The organism is Vannielia litorea, assembly GCF_019801175.1.
GTDB classification, from domain to species: Bacteria; Pseudomonadota; Alphaproteobacteria; order Rhodobacterales; family Rhodobacteraceae; genus Vannielia; species Vannielia litorea_B.
Genome location: NZ_JAHVJR010000001.1, coordinates 2,480,859 through 2,495,573 on the forward strand (window position 1 = coordinate 2,480,859; position 14,715 = coordinate 2,495,573).

18 protein-coding genes are annotated in these 14,715 nt (G+C 67.6%); 9 read left to right on the forward strand and 9 right to left on the reverse strand.

Translation table 11 applies throughout. The features are described from left to right. Nucleotides 1–109: 109 nt before the first annotated feature. Together KUV38_RS12065 and trpA are read left to right on the forward strand one after the other, a co-directional pair. On the forward strand, nt 110–1,219 hold the full coding sequence (locus KUV38_RS12065; protein ID WP_222470284.1) for a CaiB/BaiF CoA transferase family protein: 1,110 nt from the start codon (nt 110–112) through the stop codon (nt 1,217–1,219). Nucleotides 1,220–1,286: 67 nt separating this feature from the next. After that, nucleotides 1,287–2,078 carry a tryptophan synthase subunit alpha gene (trpA, locus tag KUV38_RS12070; protein WP_222470285.1) on the forward strand — a complete coding sequence of 264 codons (792 nt, stop codon included), beginning with the start codon at nt 1,287–1,289 and terminating at the stop codon, nt 2,076–2,078. A gap of 72 nt (nt 2,079–2,150) precedes the next feature. Here trpA and KUV38_RS12075 read toward each other — a convergent pair whose 3' ends face one another. From KUV38_RS12075 to KUV38_RS12085, 3 genes are read right to left on the reverse strand one after another with little or no spacing between them, the layout of a single operon-like run. Then, on the reverse strand, nt 2,151–2,579 hold the full coding sequence (locus KUV38_RS12075; protein ID WP_222470286.1) for a DUF1801 domain-containing protein: 429 nt from the start codon (nt 2,577–2,579) through the stop codon (nt 2,151–2,153). A 41-nt stretch (nt 2,580–2,620) separates the two neighbouring features. Then, nucleotides 2,621–3,361, reverse strand: a complete 741-nt coding sequence (locus KUV38_RS12080) for a hypothetical protein (RefSeq protein WP_222470287.1) — start codon at nt 3,359–3,361, stop codon at nt 2,621–2,623. Then, nucleotides 3,358–4,461, reverse strand: a complete 1,104-nt coding sequence (locus KUV38_RS12085) for a class II histone deacetylase (RefSeq protein WP_222470288.1) — start codon at nt 4,459–4,461, stop codon at nt 3,358–3,360. Before KUV38_RS12085 ends, KUV38_RS12080 begins: the two co-directional genes overlap by 4 nt. 35 nt (nt 4,462–4,496) lie before the next feature. Here KUV38_RS12085 and KUV38_RS12090 point away from each other — a divergent pair, with 35 nt between their 5' ends. After that, entirely contained in the window at nt 4,497–4,766 is a 270-nt protein-coding gene (locus KUV38_RS12090; protein WP_222470289.1) for a DUF167 domain-containing protein, read from the forward strand. Between the two features lie 92 nt (nt 4,767–4,858). On the opposite strand, the gene pth is transcribed toward KUV38_RS12090, so the two are convergent. Together pth and KUV38_RS12100 are read right to left on the reverse strand one after the other, a co-directional pair. Continuing rightward, on the reverse strand, nt 4,859–5,533 hold the full coding sequence (gene pth / locus KUV38_RS12095) for an aminoacyl-tRNA hydrolase (RefSeq protein WP_222470290.1): 675 nt from the start codon (nt 5,531–5,533) through the stop codon (nt 4,859–4,861). Nucleotides 5,534–5,610: 77 nt separating this feature from the next. Beyond that, entirely contained in the window at nt 5,611–6,252 is a 642-nt protein-coding gene (locus KUV38_RS12100) for a glutathione S-transferase family protein (RefSeq protein WP_222470291.1), read from the reverse strand. 76 nt (nt 6,253–6,328) lie between these two features. Here KUV38_RS12100 and map point away from each other — a divergent pair, with 76 nt between their 5' ends. Continuing rightward, entirely contained in the window at nt 6,329–7,075 is a 747-nt protein-coding gene (gene map, locus KUV38_RS12105; RefSeq protein WP_222470292.1) for a type I methionyl aminopeptidase, read from the forward strand. A 123-nt stretch (nt 7,076–7,198) separates the two neighbouring features. On the opposite strand, the gene KUV38_RS12110 is transcribed toward map, so the two are convergent. Further along, nucleotides 7,199–7,858, reverse strand: a complete 660-nt coding sequence (locus KUV38_RS12110; RefSeq protein ID WP_222470293.1) for a 50S ribosomal protein L25/general stress protein Ctc — start codon at nt 7,856–7,858, stop codon at nt 7,199–7,201. Nucleotides 7,859–7,987: 129 nt separating this feature from the next. Between KUV38_RS12110 and KUV38_RS12115 the strand changes: the two genes are divergently transcribed. Then, on the forward strand, nt 7,988–8,428 hold the full coding sequence (locus KUV38_RS12115) for a hypothetical protein (RefSeq protein ID WP_222470294.1): 441 nt from the start codon (nt 7,988–7,990) through the stop codon (nt 8,426–8,428). 74 nt (nt 8,429–8,502) lie between these two features. Next, the gene (locus KUV38_RS12120; RefSeq protein ID WP_222470295.1) at nt 8,503–9,666 is read left to right on the forward strand and encodes an MFS transporter; all 1,164 of its coding nucleotides are present in this window, start codon (nt 8,503–8,505) and stop codon (nt 9,664–9,666) included. A 7-nt stretch (nt 9,667–9,673) separates the two neighbouring features. On the opposite strand, the gene KUV38_RS12125 is transcribed toward KUV38_RS12120, so the two are convergent. Continuing rightward, the gene (locus KUV38_RS12125) at nt 9,674–10,840 is read right to left on the reverse strand and encodes an alpha-hydroxy acid oxidase (protein WP_222470296.1); all 1,167 of its coding nucleotides are present in this window, start codon (nt 10,838–10,840) and stop codon (nt 9,674–9,676) included. A 144-nt stretch (nt 10,841–10,984) separates the two neighbouring features. Here KUV38_RS12125 and KUV38_RS12130 point away from each other — a divergent pair, with 144 nt between their 5' ends. Both KUV38_RS12130 and KUV38_RS12135 read left to right on the forward strand, forming a co-directional pair. Beyond that, nucleotides 10,985–12,283 carry a PQQ-dependent sugar dehydrogenase gene (locus KUV38_RS12130; protein WP_222470297.1) on the forward strand — a complete coding sequence of 433 codons (1,299 nt, stop codon included), beginning with the start codon at nt 10,985–10,987 and terminating at the stop codon, nt 12,281–12,283. Between the two features lie 7 nt (nt 12,284–12,290). Next, nucleotides 12,291–12,677: a metallopeptidase family protein gene (locus KUV38_RS12135; protein ID WP_222470298.1), complete on the forward strand. Its 387-nt coding sequence runs from the start codon at nt 12,291–12,293 to the stop codon at nt 12,675–12,677. A gap of 65 nt (nt 12,678–12,742) precedes the next feature. On the opposite strand, the gene KUV38_RS12140 is transcribed toward KUV38_RS12135, so the two are convergent. Further along, nucleotides 12,743–12,964 carry a tautomerase family protein gene (locus tag KUV38_RS12140; protein WP_222470299.1) on the reverse strand — a complete coding sequence of 74 codons (222 nt, stop codon included), beginning with the start codon at nt 12,962–12,964 and terminating at the stop codon, nt 12,743–12,745. 158 nt (nt 12,965–13,122) lie between these two features. Between KUV38_RS12140 and KUV38_RS12145 the strand changes: the two genes are divergently transcribed. Further along, nucleotides 13,123–13,845 carry a winged helix-turn-helix transcriptional regulator gene (locus KUV38_RS12145; RefSeq protein ID WP_222470300.1) on the forward strand — a complete coding sequence of 241 codons (723 nt, stop codon included), beginning with the start codon at nt 13,123–13,125 and terminating at the stop codon, nt 13,843–13,845. A gap of 14 nt (nt 13,846–13,859) precedes the next feature. On the opposite strand, the gene KUV38_RS12150 is transcribed toward KUV38_RS12145, so the two are convergent. Continuing rightward, nucleotides 13,860–14,666, reverse strand: coding sequence for a polysaccharide lyase (locus tag KUV38_RS12150; protein ID WP_222470301.1), 807 nt, complete (start codon nt 14,664–14,666; stop codon nt 13,860–13,862). Nucleotides 14,667–14,715 lie beyond the last annotated feature (49 nt).

The following is a 14,715-nucleotide window of genomic DNA, read 5'->3' on the forward strand; positions in this document are numbered from 1 at the left end:
GCAACCCCGGCGTGTCAGAAAGAGGAAAGGTAAAAGCTGAGTGTGAAACGCAGTGTTTCCGCAACAGCGCGGCGGCGCTAGGGTGGCGCGAACAAGCAAGGGAGGCAGGATGAAACCGCTGGAAGGGCTGAAGGTTGTCGAGATGGCGCGAATCCTCGCCGGGCCGTGGATCGGACAGGCGCTGGCCGATCTGGGCGCGGAGGTGATCAAGCTGGAGAGCCCGGAGGGGGATGACACCCGGCGCTGGGGCCCGCCTTTCGTGGAGCGGGACGGCGACGTGAGCGCGGCCTATTTCTACTCAGCGAACCGGGGCAAGGTGAGCGAGGTCGTGGACTTTCGCACGCCCGAGGGGCAGGCGCGGGTGCGCGAGTTGGTCGGCAGCGCAGACATTCTGATCGAGAACTTCAAGGTTGGCGGGCTGGCGAAATATGGGCTTGATTACGCCAGCCTGGCGGAGGTGAACCCGGCGCTGATTTACTGCTCTGTCACCGGCTTCGGGCAGGACGGCCCTTATGCCAAGCGGGCGGGATACGACTACCTTTTGCAGGGCATGAGCGGGTTGATGGATATCACCGGCGATCCGGAGGGAGAGCCGACGCGGTTTGGCGTGGCGGTGACGGATATCGTGACCGGGCTTTACTCCACCATCGGTATCCTCGCCGCGGTGGAGCAGCGGCACCGGACAGGGCGGGGGCAGCATATTGATATGTCCCTGCTGGACTGCGCGGTGGCCATGCTGGCGAACCAGGGGATGAACTACCTTGCCACCGGGGTGCCACCACAGCGGACCGGATCTTGGCATCGCAACCTCGGCCCCTATCAGGTGGTTCCGGTGAAGGACGGGCATATCATCATCGCGGTGGGCAATGACGGGCAGTTCCGCCGGTTTTGCGATGTCCTTGGGCTGGACGGGCTGGCCGATGACCCGAGGTTCTCGACCAATCCGGGCCGGGTGACCAACCGCGAGGCACTGACGCCGCTGATCGAGGCGGTTACGGCGGGCTGGGAGAAGGCGGCGCTGCTGGCGGCCTTCGAAGCGGCCACGGTGCCGGCCGGGCCGATCAACGATGTGGGCGAGGCGCTGGCCGACCCGCAGGTGATGGCACGCGGCATGCAGATCGCGCCCGAGGGGGTGCCGGGGCTGCGCGGGCCGTGGAAGTTTTCGGACGCGGAGCTGGCGCTGGAGCGCACCGCACCGGTGCTGCCGAAGGCCGAATGAGCCATCGGCCCTTGCCACCCGCGCGGCCTTGCGGCAAACCACCCCGAGCACGAAGTGGAGCCCAGCAATGACCCGTATCGACGACACCTTCGCCCGCCTCAAGTCCGAGGGCAAAAAGGCCTTTGTCGCCTATGTCATGGCCGGTGACCCGGATTTCGATACCTCGCTGGAGATCGTGAAGAGCCTGCCGGGCGCGGGGGTGGACATCATCGAGCTGGGCGCGCCCTTCACCGACCCGATGGCCGATGGACCGACCATCCAGCTGGCCGGCCAGCGCGCGCTGGAGGCCGGGATGACCATGGACCGGACGCTGGAGATGGTGCGCGCGTTCCGGGCCGAGAACACGACCACCCCGATCGTGCTGATGGGCTACTACAACCCGATCTACAGCCGGGGCGTGGACACCTTCCTCGCCGAGGCCAAGGAGGCGGGCGTGGACGGGCTGATCGTGGTGGATCTGCCGCCGGAGGAGGATGACGAGTTGTGCATCCCGGCGCAGGCGGCGGGGCTCAACTTCATCCGGCTGGCGACGCCCACGACCGACGACAAGCGCCTGCCGAAGGTGCTGCAGAACACCTCCGGCTTTGTCTATTACGTGTCGATCACCGGGATCACCGGATCGGCCGAGGCGCAGGCGGGAGATGTGGCCCCCGAGGTGGCGCGGATCAAGGCGCAGACCGATCTGCCGGTGATCGTGGGCTTCGGGATCAAGACCCCCGAGACCGCCCGTGGCATCGCCTCGGTCGCCGATGGCGCCGTGGTCGGCTCGGCGATCGTGGCGCAGATTGCCGAGGGCAAGCCTGCGGCTGAGGTGACCGCCTTTGTGAAGAGCCTTGCGGAGGGCGCGCATTCGGCCTGAGGTCTGAGCGCGTAGCGGCGAGTTTTAGGCCCGCGCCTGATGGCGCGGGCTTTTTGCATGTTGGAGCGGCGGTCAGGCGGGCTGGAACTTCTTGCGGGCGTGATAGGTCAGCGCACTGGCCATGAGCATTCGCAGCGCGTCGGTCGGCAGCGCCTCGCCCGCCTCAAAGAGCACGCCGCGGTTGCCGTCAAATCGGAAGCCCTCGGGGAAGAGCGCGCGAAAATCGGGGATGATCCGGGTCGCGCAATGTACGAAGACCCCGAGACTACCCTGTTTTGAGACCGCCAGCCGCAGTGGGGAGCCTGCTTTGGTTTCAGCCGTGACATAGGCGGGCTGGCCCCATTTCAGGCATTCCTCCAGCGCCCCCACCCCCGGCGTGGCCTCGGCCACCTCGAAGACCAGCGCGCGCAAGTTGAGCAGCGCCTCGCGCACGGCTTCGGGAAAGCCCTCGTAAACGGCGGCGACATCTTCACTGGCAAAGGGGGGCTGGGCCTTGAGCATGGCACCACTCTTTGCCTGCCGCGGGTGTCTGGCAAGAGAATTCAGAGCTGGAGGTGGATGTGATCATCATGCCGGGCGGCGCGGCAGCCCTGAAAGCGCACCTTGGGGCCTGCGCCGTGGCGCGCGGCCAGATGCGGCTCGACGAAAACCTTGCCAACGCGCGGATCCGCCTCGAGCAGGGCGAGAGCTGTGGTGAGGCGCGGGCTGTCGAGCGCCATGTCGCGCCAGAGCGGCTGGAGGAGGGAGAGGTTCCAGCGGAGGCTGGGGAAGCCGGGGGTGCAGCTGGTCGGGCCGTCCTCGAAGGCGAAGTAGCCCAGTGGAGAGCGGGTGCGGGCCGGGGCGTAGCCTTGGGCATTGCGATAACAGAAGGCGAGGTCGGCCTTTTCGCCATCGTCATGGGAGAGGTGCGGCAGGAGCGGCAGGCCCGTGGCGGGGAAGCCCGCATCCAGCATCAGGGTGACGGTGCCGGGGTGGGCGCGGGCCATGTCGGCGGCGAAGCGCTCCAGCACATCGGCCAGCTCGGGGGTAACATAGGTGCGGTTCATCGCACAGTAGAGGCCCTTCGCCCGCAGCGGCTCGCCCCAGCAGGGTACGGGCTGGCGGCCCCAGAGCGGCGCGGCGACCCAAAGGGCGGCGGAGAGCGCGAGGTAGAGCGCGGCGAAGGCCAGCCAACGGCGGCGGAAGAATAGCGCTGCGAGCCAGGCCGCGCCGCCGGTGAAGGTGAGCGCGGTGAGCAGGAGGGCGGCAGCGAGGTGGAGTGCCGCGAAGGCCCAGCGGCTCACAGCCCGGCGGCCTCGGCCTGTGCGGTGATTATGCTTTCGACGAAGGCATCGAACTCCGGGCCTGGTTGCCGCTTTGCGAGCGTTTCGGCCAGTGGGTCGGGCACGCGGATGGCCGAACCGGAGAGCGCCTCCAGCGTGGCGTGGCCGAGGAAGGGGACATGCGCCTCCGAATAGCCGCCCTCGTGGACCAGAACGAGCTTGCCGCCGCAGATCTCCCCGGCCAGCGCCTTCACCCGCAGGGTCATCTTGCGGAAGGTCTCGGAGGTGCAGAACATGCGGCCCAGCGGGTCCATCGCGCCGGCGTCATAGCCGCAGGCCACGATGATCAGATCGGGGGCATGGGCGCGGATCGCTGGGAGGGCCAGCCTGTCGATCGCGGCGAGATAGCCCGCGTGGCCCACGCCGGGCGGCAGAGGAATGTTCAGGTTGGCCCCCTGCCCTGCGCCCTCGCCCCGATGAGTGGCGCTGCCGGTATCGAGTGGGTAGTTGCGCTCCTGATGGATCGAGACGGTCAGCACATCGCCCCGGTCCCAGAAGCAGGCCTCGGTTCCGTTGCCGTGGTGCACATCCCAGTCGAGCACGGCCACGCGCTGCGCCCGCCCCTCGGCCTGCGCGGCCTCGATGGCGATGGCGATGTTGGCCATGAGGCAAAAGCCGTTAGGCCAGTCGGGCTTGCAATGGTGGCCGGGCGGGCGGGAGAGGCTGTAGGCGTTGTCCAGCTCGCCCTTGCAGACGGCGCGAACCGCTTCAGTGGCCAGCCCGGCGGAGAGCGCCGCCACCTCGTAGCCGCCGCGCCCGAAGGGGGTGCGCAGGCCAAGCTCGCCGCCGCCCGCATCGGACATCGTCTTGAAGGCATTGAGGTAGGCCGCGGGATGGACGCGCAGGAGCTCCTCCCGCGTGGCTTCCGCCGCGCCGCGCAGTTCAAGCTCGGCGGCAAGGCCCGAGACGCTCATAAGGTTCTTCAGCCGCCGCTTGGTCTCCGGCCCGTCGGGCAGGCCGCCCGCGCCGGGCTGCACGAAGCCGCCGACCGGCAGCGTGAGGGCATAGTCGCCGCCGTGGTGCCAGAAACACCGCTCATCCCAGAAAAATCCCGTTGCCATATCGCCCTCCGTCGCGGCCCGTGGCACTGAGTGCCATGGCCAAACCGCGAATGCAAAAGGGCATGCTCGCCCGGCGCGCCACCCCCGGCGCCACCTTCGCGGTGCGGGTGACACCCAATGCGCGGGCCGATGCGGTGATCGTGGAGGGCGACCGGCTGAAAATCACCACCACCGCCACGCCTGAAGGCGGCAAGGCCAATGCCGCGGTCACCAAGCTGCTCGCCCATGCCCTCGGCGTCGCCCCGAGCCGCCTGACCCTCACCGCAGGCGCCACAAGTCGCGACAAGACGTTCAGGCTGGACTGAGCCTGTTCATTTTCTTGCTGAAAATATTCCCGGGGGGTGTGGGGGGCTGGCCCCCCACTGAAAGACGCGGTGTGGGGGCTGGCCCCCACTGCTTACCGGAACTTGTCCACCAGCCGTTGGAGGGGCGAGCGCGCATCGGGCTCCGGCTCAGGTGTCGCCTCAGGGGCCTTCTCCACCACCGGCTTCTTCTCCGCCTTGGCGGGCTGCATCCGCCGGGCCACGGCGTTCATGAAACGCCCGGCATCGCCCGCCGCCAGCTCGCCCGCGCCGTCGGAGATGCCGCGCAGCATGTCGTCGAGCCACTCGGCGTCGTGCTTGGCGAAGTCTTTCAGCACCCAGCCCGGCACCGCCTCCTTGCGGCCGGGGTGGCCGACACCCATGCGAACGCGGTCATAATGCGGGCCGATGTGATCGTGGATCGAGCGCAGCCCATTGTGGCCCGCGTGGCCGCCGCCCGCCTTGCAGCGCAGCTTGCCGGGGGCGAGGTCGATCTCGTCGTGGAACACGGTCACATCGGGCGGCTCAAGCTTGAAGAAGCGCATGGCCTCGCCAACGGACTGGCCGGAAAGGTTCATGAAGGTCATGGGCTTCAGCAGCACGATCTTTTCGGAGCCGAAGCGTCCCTCGCTCATCTCGGCCTGAAACTTCGCCCGCCACGGGCCGAAGCCATGATCCGAGGCGATCCGGTCCAGCGCCATGAAGCCGATGTTGTGCCGGTTGCCTGCGTATTTTTCGCCCGGATTGCCGAGGCCGACCCAGAGTTGCATGCTGTGCTCCCTTTGCGGCGTTCAATGCCTTGCCTGCGCGGGAAAATCTACCCTTCGCGGGGCCGGAGTGCCGCCGGTCAGCCCGGCAGGCCCGGGTCGGAGGCCGTGACCACGGGATGCTCGCGCATTCGCGCCCACCAGTCCGAGAGCGCCGGGAAGCGCCCCAGCATCGCCGCCCCGGCCTCGGCCCGGGTGAAGGCGTCAATCATTGGGACGAGGTGGCAGTCGGCACGGCTGAGCGGGCCAGTGAGCACCATGCCCTCGGCGGCGATGGCCTCCAGCGCCGCCAGCGGGCGGGGTGCCACGCGCAGCCCTTCGGCCACAACCTCGGCGCTGCCTTGGTGGCCCTCGGCGGGGCGGAACACGGCGTGGGAAAAGACCTGCCGGACCAGCGGCACATAGGCGTAGGCATCGACGATGCCGATGACCTGCGTTGCCCGCGCCGCGCCGCGCGCGCCCTCGGGCATCAGCGGCGGGCCAGCGAAGGCGCGGTCGACGTAGCCGGTGATCGCCGCTGTTTCGTAGAGGGTGAAGCTGCCGTGCGCCAGTACCGGCACGCGGCCAAAGGGGTTGAGCGCCATCAGCCCCGCGCGGCCCGCTTCGTCGAAGGGGTTCACCTCGACCTCGGCCCATTCCGCGCCCTTCAGCGCCAGCGCCATCCGGGCGGCGCGCATGTAGACGCTGAAGTGGTAGCCATGCAGGGTGAGGTCATCGGCCATTGGCAACGCTCCGTTTTGCCCTACCCTAACGCCGCGCGGGACCGCCGCGCCAGCCCCGGCGGAAGGAGCCAGAGAGATGACGATCACCCATGAGGACGAGCTGGACGGGCTGCGCGAGATCGGCAGGATCGTGGCCGAGGTGCTGCGCGACATGGGCCGCGCGCTGGAGCCGGGCATGACCACCGCCGAGCTGGACGCGATCGGCGCGGCGCAGATCGAGCGGGAGGGCGCTGTCTCGGCCCCGAAGGCGGTGTACGGCTTTCCGGGCGAGACCTGCATCAGCGTGGGCGCGGAGATTGCCCACGGTATCCCCGGCAGCCGGGTGATCGGTGCGGGCGATCTGGTGAACATCGACGTGTCGGCCTCGAAGGGCGGGTTCTTCGCCGATACCGGCGCGAGTTTTACCGTGCCGCCGGTGCGGCCCTCGCTGGAGCGGCTCTGCCGGGATGGTCGAAAGGCCTGCCGGATCGGGGTGGCGCAGGTGAAGGCCGGGCGGCCATTGGCGGGCATCGGCAAGGCGGTGGGGCGGTTTGCCGAGGCGGGAGGCTACACGCTGGTTCAGAACCTCGCCAGCCACGGCACCGGGCGGGCGCTGCATGAATATCCCGAGGAGATTGCCACATGGCCCAGCCGCGACCGGCGGAGGATCACCGATGGGCTGGTGATGACGGTGGAGCCGTTCCTCTCACGCGGGGCACTCTGGGCGGAGGACGGCGGCGATGGTTGGACACTACTGAGCCACCCCCGGGCGGAGACTGTGCAATATGAGCACACGGTGGTGGCGACGCGCGGCAAGCCGGTGGTGGTGACGCTGCCGGGGTAAGGCGTACAAGCGGGGCCGCTCTGTTGGCTCGCCAATGGGGACTGCGGGCCATGGAAGCCTGACATCCCAAGCAAAAAGGGCGCTCCGAGGAGCGCCCTTTCGTATTCCGTCATCGCGGGAGGATCACTCCTCTGCGGCGGCCTCTTCACCAGCGGTGGGCACCTCGTCGGCGGCCACGTCTTCACCTTCGTCCTCGTCGTCAGCGGCGCGCAGGCCGGACGGGGCGGAGATGTTGGCGATCACGAAGTCGCGGTCGATGGTCGGCTTTGCGCCTTCGGGCAGGGTGATCGACGAGATCGTCACCGTGTCGCCGATGTCCAGACCGCTGAGGTCTACGACCAGCTTCTCGGGGATGTCACCGGCGGTCACAACCAGCTCGACCTCGGGCCGCACAGCGTTCAGCACGCCACCCTTCTTGAGGCCGGGCGCGGCGTCTTCGTTCTCGAATTCGACGGGAATGAAGAGGTTGACGCGCGAGGTGCGCTTGAGGCGCATGAAGTCCACGTGGGTCGGCAGGTCTTTGACAACGTCGCGCTGCACCGAACGGCAGATCACGCGCACGTCTTCCTGGCCTTCGACCTTCATGTTGAAGAGCGTCGACATGAAGCGGCCGGCGCGCAGCTGGGTGAGCAGCTTGTTGAAGGGAAGGTTGATCGCCAGCGGGTCGGCACCGCCGCCATAAACGATACCGGGCACCATGCCATCACGGCGTGCTTGACGAGCGGCGCCCTTGCCTGTCCCCGTCCGGGCCTCGGCGTGAAGATCAGGGATCTGTCCAGCCATTTTGAATTCTCCTAAGTTGGTGCGGACATCCTCCAAGGCTGTATGCCCGCGTGAAGGCGCTCCCTTAGAGGGGGATCGGCCGTTTGGCAAGGGGTTTCAAGCCAGTTTCAGCTTGGTTAGCCTCGCGCCATGCGTGCCCTGCTGAACCTCGCGTATCTCGCCTGCTGCGGCTGGATTACCTTCACCGGCTACTGGTGGCCCGGCCGGGCGGTTGGATTCGTGTCCGGCCCGACGGGGGGCGAGCCGTTCTACTGTAACCAGCTGATGAGCTCGGGCGGAGAGGACGACCTGATGGTGGCCCTCTTCGTGGTCTTTGCCCTGCCCTTCGCGGTGCGGGCCATCGCCATGTGGTTCTCGCGGCCGGGGCGAGTGGAGCTGGCGATCTGGGGTATTGCCGCCGCCCTTGCCTGCTTTGGCCTGTTTCTTGCCTCGCTGGACTGCGCCGCCATCTTTTACACCGCCTTCCGCCTGCCCGCGCCGGAACTGGCCGCCGCGCTCATTGCCCTGCCGCTCTCCGGCCTTTTCCTTTGGGTCCTGCGCCGGAGCGGCACTGCCCGGAGGCATCGGTAGCCGGGCCGTTTGAAGCGGCTTTCAAACGACTTTGGAGATTGCTTTGGGCGGCGGCGCGTGCTCCCCATCGCGGCATGAGCCTGACCCATGCCATCCGCCTCTCCCGCCGGACCCTGCCGCCCTTCGCCGCGGTGGGCATTTTCTGGGGCGCCTTTGCTGCCTATACGCCGCAGTTGAAGGCCGGAATCGGCGCGGATGACGGCACTTGGGGCCTCGTGCTGCTGGGCGCGGCGGTTGGGTCGATCTCGGCGATGTGGCTGGCTCCGCGATTCGATGCGCGCTTCGGGCGGGCGGCGATGGCGCTGGGCTGCGTGATCATCGGGGTGCTGTTTCAGGCGCCGATGTGGGCGGGCAATGTGCTGGCCTTCACCGCCGCGATGGTACTGGCGGGCGGCTCGGCGGGGCTGCTGGACGTGGTGATGAACGCACGCCTCTCGGCGGTCGAGGCCCGGACGGGCGCCTCGCTGATGAACCTAAACCACGCGACCTTCTCGCTGGCCTATGGCACCTCGGCCCTCGTGGCCGGGCTGCTGCGCGATGGCGGCACGGCCCCCGCGCTCACCTTTGCCGGGCTCGGGCTGCTTTCGGCCGGGTTTGGCGCAATTGCCCTGCAACGGGAGTTGCCGCCGCCGGTGAAGGGCGAGACCCGGCCCGCCCGCGTGACCCTGCCGCCGGTGGCGCTCTGGGGCGGGATGATCATTCTGCTGGCCTTCCTCGCGGAACAGGCCACGGAGGCATGGTCGGCGCTTCATATCGAGCGCACCCTCGGCGGAGGCGCGGCGGAGGGGGCGATTGGCCCTGCGATGCTGGGCTTCACCATGTGCGCGGGTCGGCTGGCCGGGCAATTCGCCACCGCGCGGGTGTCGGAGGCGCGGATCACCACGCTGGCCGCGCTGGTGACGGCGGCAGGCGCGGTGCTGGCGGCGATGGCGCCTACGCCGCTGGTGGCCTACGCGGGCTTCGGAATTCTGGGGCTTGGCGTGTCGGTCATCGCGCCGATGGTCTTTGCCCTCGCTGGCCGCCTCTCCCCGGCGGATCTGCGCCCGGCGGTGATCAGCCGGGCGGCGGTGATCGGCTACAGCGGCTTCTTCATCGGGCCGCCCTTGCTGGGCGCGATCTCGGAGGCCGCGGGGCTGCGGATGGCCTTTGTAGCAGTGGGGCTGTTGGTGGCGGTGGCGCCGCTGCTGCTGATCCCGCTGCGCGCCTCGGCGCGGGGCACCGAGGCAGAGGCAAACTGAGCGCGGATCAGGCCTGCCAGCGGCCGCCGAAATCCTCGGGCACGAGCAGCATGTCCCGCCCGAACTGGCCGGGGTTCTGCTTGCCGCAAAGGGCCATGGAGATATCCATCTCCTTTTGCAGCACTTCCAGCGCTTTCTCGACACCCGCCTGCCCCATCGCGCCGAGACCATAGACGTAGGACCGCCCGATCATCGTGCCCTTGGCGCCGAGCGCGAGTGCCTTGAGGATATCCTGCCCGGAGCGGATGCCGCTATCGAGCCAGACCTCGGTTTTGGAGCCGACGCGTTCGACGATCTCGGGCAGCATGCGGATGGAGGAAAGCGCCCCGTCAAGCTGCCGGCCGCCATGGTTGCTGACCACGATAGCGTCGGCGCCGAGCTTGGCAGCCTCTTCGGCATCGTCGCCATCTAGGATGCCCTTGAGGATCACCTTGCCGCCCCATTGGTCCATCAGGCGCTTCACCTTGTCCCAATCCAGCGTCTGGTCGAAGTTCGCGGCGGTCCAGTCGTGCAGGCTCCGGGTGTTCTCGACGCCCTTGGCGTGGCCGACGATGTTGCGGAACTCGCGGCGCTGGGTTTGCAGCATCTGCAGGCCCCAGCGCCACTTGGTGGCGAGGTCCAACATAACCGGCACCGAGAGCTTGGGCGGGGCGGTGAGACCGTTCTTCAGATCCTTGTGGCGCTGGCCGAGGATCTGGAGGTCGAGCGTAATCACCAGCGCCTCGCACTTGGCCTCCTTGGCCCGGCGCACGAGGTTGTCGGTGAAATTGGTGTCTTTCTGGGTGTAGAGCTGAAACCAGAAGGGCGCGGAGGTGTTCTCGGCCACATCCTCGATCGAGCAGATCGACATCGTGGAGAGGGTGAAGGGCACGCCGAACTTTTCGGCCGCCTTGGCCGCGAGGATCTCGCCATCGGCGTGCTGCATCCCGCAGATGCCCACGGGCGCGAGCGCGGTGGGCAGGGCCACCTTGCGGCCGATCATGGTGCTCTCGGTCGAGCGGCCCGACATATCGACGGCCACGCGCTGGCGCAGGCGGATCTTGTCGAAGTCGGAAGTGTTCTCGCGGAAGGTCTGCTCGGTCCAGCTGCCGCTTTCGCAATAGTCGTAGAACATCTTCGGCGCGCGGCGCTTGTGGATGCGCTTGAGGTCGTCGATGCAGGTGATGACGGTCATGATGCTGGCTCCCGGCGTGGTCAGGTTTGTTTACCAATCGCAAGGGAGGGAAGGCAAGCGTGCGGGGCGGGAAAGACGGCGGGGGCTGTTGCCCGGCGGCGAAGGGCGTTATCCCTCGGCGCGGACCGTGCGAAGGAGACCGGGATGAACATGCTTGCGAAATTCGTGTCGATCGTTGGGGGCTCGGTGGCCCTGCTGCGCCGCTTCGGTGCGCCGACGACACAGGCGATGGGCGGGGAACCGGAGATTCCGGAGGCGAAGAAGCAGGGGATCATGACCCTGAAGCTGCCCACCGCCGAGGGCTGGAAGAACGGGCGGCTGCCGACCTGCGCGCCGGGGCTGAAGGTGAATGCCTTTGCCGAGGGGTTGGACCATCCGCGCTGGATTGAGGTGCTGCCGACAGGTGACGTGCTGGTGGCCGAGTCGAGCCAGATCGAGACCCCGCCGAAGAATTTCATGGATGCGGCGGCCCATGCCACGATGAAGGCGGTGAAGGCGATGGGCCAGAGCGCCAACCGCGTGACCCTCTGGCGGGATGCCGATGGCGACGGGGTAGCCGAGCATCGCGAGATTTTCGTTGAGAACCAGCGCCAGCCCTTCGGGATGGCTGTGGTGGGCGAGACCTTTTATCTCGGCAACACCGACGGGATCGTGGCCTTCCCCTTTCCGCCCGGGACGACGCGGCTGGATGAGGCCGCTGCGCGCAGGCTGGTGGAATTCAAGCCCGGTGGGCATTGGACGCGGAGCCTGATCGTCTCACCCGATGGCAGCAAGATTTACGCCGGCGTGGGCTCGCTCACCAACATCGCTGACGAGGGGATGGAGACCGAGGAAGGCCGCGCCGCGATCTGGGAGCTGGACGTGGCCAGCGAGGAGGCACGGATCTTTGCCGCTGGGTTGCGCAATGCCGTGGGCACCGCCTTTGAGCCCACAACGGGCGCGCTCTGGACGGTCGTCAACGAGCGTGACGGGCTGGGTGACGAGACGCCGCCGGATTACCTGACCACGGTGGTCGACGGCGGGTTTTACGGCTGGCCCTACTCCTACTGGGACCGCATCGTGGATGACCGTGTGCCGCAGGACGCCGCGAAGGTCGCCGCCTCGATCAAGCCCGACTATGCGCTCGGCGGCCATACCGCCTCGCTGGGCCTGTGCTGGATGCCGGAAGGCACCCTGCCCGGCTTTGGCGACGGCATGGTGATTGGCCAGCATGGCTCGTGGAACCGCTCCAAGCTCTCGGGCTACAAGCTGCTCTTCGTGCCTTTCGAGAACGGCAAACCCAGCGAGACCGAGGCGCCGCGCGACATTCTCTCGGGGTTCCTCTCGGAAGACGAGAAGCTGGCCTATGGCCGGCCCGTGGGCGTGTGCATCGGACCGGGCGGCAAATCGCTGCTGATGGCCGATGACGTGGGCGATGTGATCTGGCGGGTGACCGGGGCCTGAGGCGGCGGTGAGCCGCGATGACGCTCATTTTCTGCGCGTCGCAGGGGAGGCGATAGAGGCCTTTCCGCCGCCCTTGCGTGCGGCGGCGCGGGAGGTGGTGGTGCAGGTGGCAGAGTGGCCTACGCCGGAGATGATGGCCGAGTTTGGCATGACCGACCCGCGCGAACTGACCGGGCTTTACGAGGGCACGCCGCTGCCCGAAAAAACCGCCAGCTTCCCCTCGCCCTACCCCGATACTGTATGGCTCTTCCGCCAGCCGATCCTTGCCGAATGGCGCGACAGGCCGGGACAAGACCTCGACGAGCTGATTGCCCATGTCACGGTGCATGAGTTTGCCCATCACTTCGGCTGGTCGGATGACGACATTGCCGAGATTGACCCTTGGTGGGAGTGAGCCGCAAAAGGCAGGGGCCGTCGGATCACCTCCGACGGCCCCTGCCCCGGTCCCGCTTGTAGCGGCTACTCGGCCGCCAGCGCCATCGCCTTGATGTCCGCCGCGCTGGGACGGTTGCCGCCGATGCCCCAGTGGCCGCTCTTCACCTCCTTCACCCGGACCCAGGTGACGCCGCGCATGGCCTCGCCCTCGATCGCCACCATCGCGTCGGTGACCTTCTCGATCATCTCCGCCTTCTGCCCGTCGTCGAAAACACCTTCGATCAGTTCGATATCCACCAGCGGCATGTCTCTCTCCTTTTCGGTTCAGCCGTTTCGGTGAGGAAGAAGTGCCACGAGGCTGCTCCACCGCTCCACTTCGCGGCGTGAAGCAAACCCGCTACAGAGTCTGAAGTGGACGCGCCGGGGGCGGGGGTGAGACACTTGCCCATCAGGAGGTGCTGCCGATGACCGATCAGACCTATCCCCGCTTCTGCCCCGTTGCGATGGCCGCGAGCCTGCTGGAGCCGCGCTGGACGATGCTGGTGCTCTGCGAGATGTGGAACGGCTCCACCCGCTTTTCGGAGATCCAGCGCGGGGTGCCCGGCATGTCACCCGGCCTGCTCTCCAAACGGCTCAAGGAAATGGAGGCGAACGGGCTGGTGATGCGGCACGAGGGCAGCGGCGCCCACGGCGAGTATCTGACCACCGCGATGGCCGATGAGTTGCAGCCGCTGGTGCGGGGCTTGGGCGAATGGGCGCACCGGCACGTGGATTGCGAGGTGTCGCTCAAGGGGCTCGATGCCCGGATGCTGATGTGGAACATCCGCCGCAAGGTCGACACCTTGCAACTGCCGCGCCGTCGCAGCGTGATCCAGTTTATTCTCAAGGACACGCCCGAGGGTGTTGCGAACTACTGGTTGGTGACACGGCCCGGCGAGGAGACGGACCTGTGCCTGACCGACCCAAAGCATGATGTCGACCTGTATCTATCTGCCTCCCTGCGCGACCTGACCGCCGCCTGGATGGGCCACTCGAGCTTCGAGGCCGAGATTCTGGCCGACCGGATCCAGCTGACCGGCCACGAGCTGATGGCCCGGAGCCTCACGCGCTGGCTGATCCGCTCGAGCTATGCCGAGCTTGATGCGAGCGGAAGCGGGTCCGCAGCGCGGCGGGTGCGCGGCTGCTAGGGCACCTGTCGCCGTTACCTGATCCTCGCCTTCGCCACCTTGAAGTTGCGCATTTCGACGTGCAGGCCCGATGCTGGCAGTCGCGGGCGGATTGATCTGCCGTTGATGAATTCGGCATCGAAGAACAGCCCGAAGCCCGCATTGATCCGCTTGGGGTGCTTGACCTTGCCCGGTTCGCAATGGCTGGCGACGTGGCAATGCGGGTTCTGGTCGGTCGGCGCCCCCTTGACCGCATAGATGGTGCGCTCGTTGCAGCGGGCTTGCATCACCCCGTCGCCCTTGGCCGACCATTTGACGAGCAGTTCGAAACGGGTCCAGTTGCCAAGCTGCCCCGGCGCGGCGCAGCGGCGGCCCATGAAGGTGAGGCCGCGGGTACGGTCCAGATCGAGCCAGACGAGGTGGTTCTTGATCAGCTCGCCCTGCCAGATCGCCACGGCGAGGCGGCTGTCGGGCCCGCCGGTGAAGGGCACGGCACGCGGGTTGTGGAAGGCGGCATGGGTGAGACCGCCTGCCACGCGCACATCGAAGGCATAGAGCATGGAGCTGCCTGTTCTGACGTCGCCCGCTGCGAGGTAGGATTTGGCATTGCGGTTGCCGCAGTCGCTCTCGCCGCGCCCGTCGCCGTAGCTGCGGGCCTGGCAGTCGCCGGGCAGGAGACTGAAGCGGATCACCCCATCGCCCAGAATTTGCGGGGCGCGGGCGCTGTTGCGCCCCTCTGACATGCCCTTGGGGTAGCGCTGCGCCTCTGCCGGTGCTGAGGCGAGGCAGAAGCCGAGAAAAAGGGCGAATACGGCCATCAAGGGTCTGGCGACTCCGGTCATTCAAATACCTCCCGCTGCAATGGTCCCAGCATATCACGCCGTGGCCATT